Source organism: Bradyrhizobium uaiense (genome assembly GCF_010811875.1).
Classification (GTDB): Bacteria; Pseudomonadota; Alphaproteobacteria; order Rhizobiales; family Xanthobacteraceae; genus Bradyrhizobium; species Bradyrhizobium uaiense.
The window spans coordinates 1-267 of sequence record NZ_VKHP01000668.1; the positions used below are offsets into that span (position 1 = coordinate 1).

The following is a 267-nucleotide window of genomic DNA, read 5'->3' on the forward strand; positions in this document are numbered from 1 at the left end:
AGGCCTGCGGCGCGATCGCGGGGTTGGCATAGTCATAGAACGCCATACGGCGCGGCATGCCAAGGATGCCGACATAGTGCCACGGGAAGGTGGTCACGATCATGCCGATGAACCACAGCCAGAGCTGCGCGCGCATCATCCCAAAACTGTCCAGCGCACGGCCGGTCAGATGCGGCCACAGATCGTAGGCGATGGCGAAATACATGATGACGATGGCGCCGCCGAAGATCAGGTGGAAATGGCCGGTGATCCACTGCGTGTTGTGCA

At 61.0% G+C, this 267-nt stretch carries 1 protein-coding gene; it reads right to left on the reverse strand.

Features of this window, described 5'->3' with window-relative positions:
- The coding region (locus tag FNJ47_RS47005) for a cbb3-type cytochrome c oxidase subunit I (protein ID WP_175068535.1) at window positions 1–267 on the reverse strand (267 nt) is incomplete at both ends.